The sequence below is a fragment of the Brevibacillus sp. YAE8 genome (genome assembly GCF_057543335.1).
Genome location: NZ_BAAIYG010000130.1, coordinates 1 through 559, shown reverse-complemented (window position 1 = coordinate 559; position 559 = coordinate 1). Strand labels below are relative to the sequence as shown.

Annotated in this window: 2 protein-coding genes; one reads left to right on the top strand and one right to left on the bottom strand. The window is 46.7% G+C overall.

Translation table 11 applies throughout. The features are described 5' to 3' along the window. The coding region (locus AC27IT_RS27985) for a poly-gamma-glutamate hydrolase family protein (RefSeq protein WP_487092288.1) at positions 1 to 295 on the top strand (295 nt) is incomplete at its 5' end. Here AC27IT_RS27985 and AC27IT_RS27980 read toward each other — a convergent pair. Beyond that, positions 246 to 559 (bottom strand): HAD-IA family hydrolase (locus AC27IT_RS27980; RefSeq protein ID WP_487092287.1); only part of this gene is annotated, 314 nt, incomplete at its 5' end. The genes AC27IT_RS27985 and AC27IT_RS27980 overlap by 50 nt on opposite strands.

The following is a 559-nucleotide window of genomic DNA, read 5'->3' as shown; positions in this document are numbered from 1 at the left end:
AGAGGTCACCATTTCTCTTCACGGTGCCTATAGCGATGTCTGCACAACTTATATTGGAGGAAGAGACGAAAAGTTAGAAAAAGCGGTGCGTCAAGCACTTTCGAATTTTCCGATCAGTGAAACGCCCGTACATTTAAAAGGCGTTTCACCTCGAAATATCGCCAACGACAATCAGCGGCATAAAGGACTGCAGCTTGAAATCACCACTCCGCAGTATGAACAATTATTACAGGATGAGCAGCTGTTCAACGAGTATGTGAATGCGATAGTATCGGCTGTGAACTCAGTGATGTAAAGATAAATTGAACAGCTTCCTGTATATTGGCTGCAATAAAGGCTGGTTGTACATCAGCCCATTTTCCTCGTTTATGTAACGTGTCATGCCCGGCTCCTGTTAACACTAAAATGCAGTGAGCGCCTGCTGCACTGGCCGCTACTAGGTCTTTCCACCGGTCGCCAATCACGATGCAGTTAGCCAAATTTAAGCTGTGCTCCTCCGCTGCTTTTAACAGCATGCCGGGGTTTGGTTTGCGGCACGAACAGGCGTCTGAATCTTCAT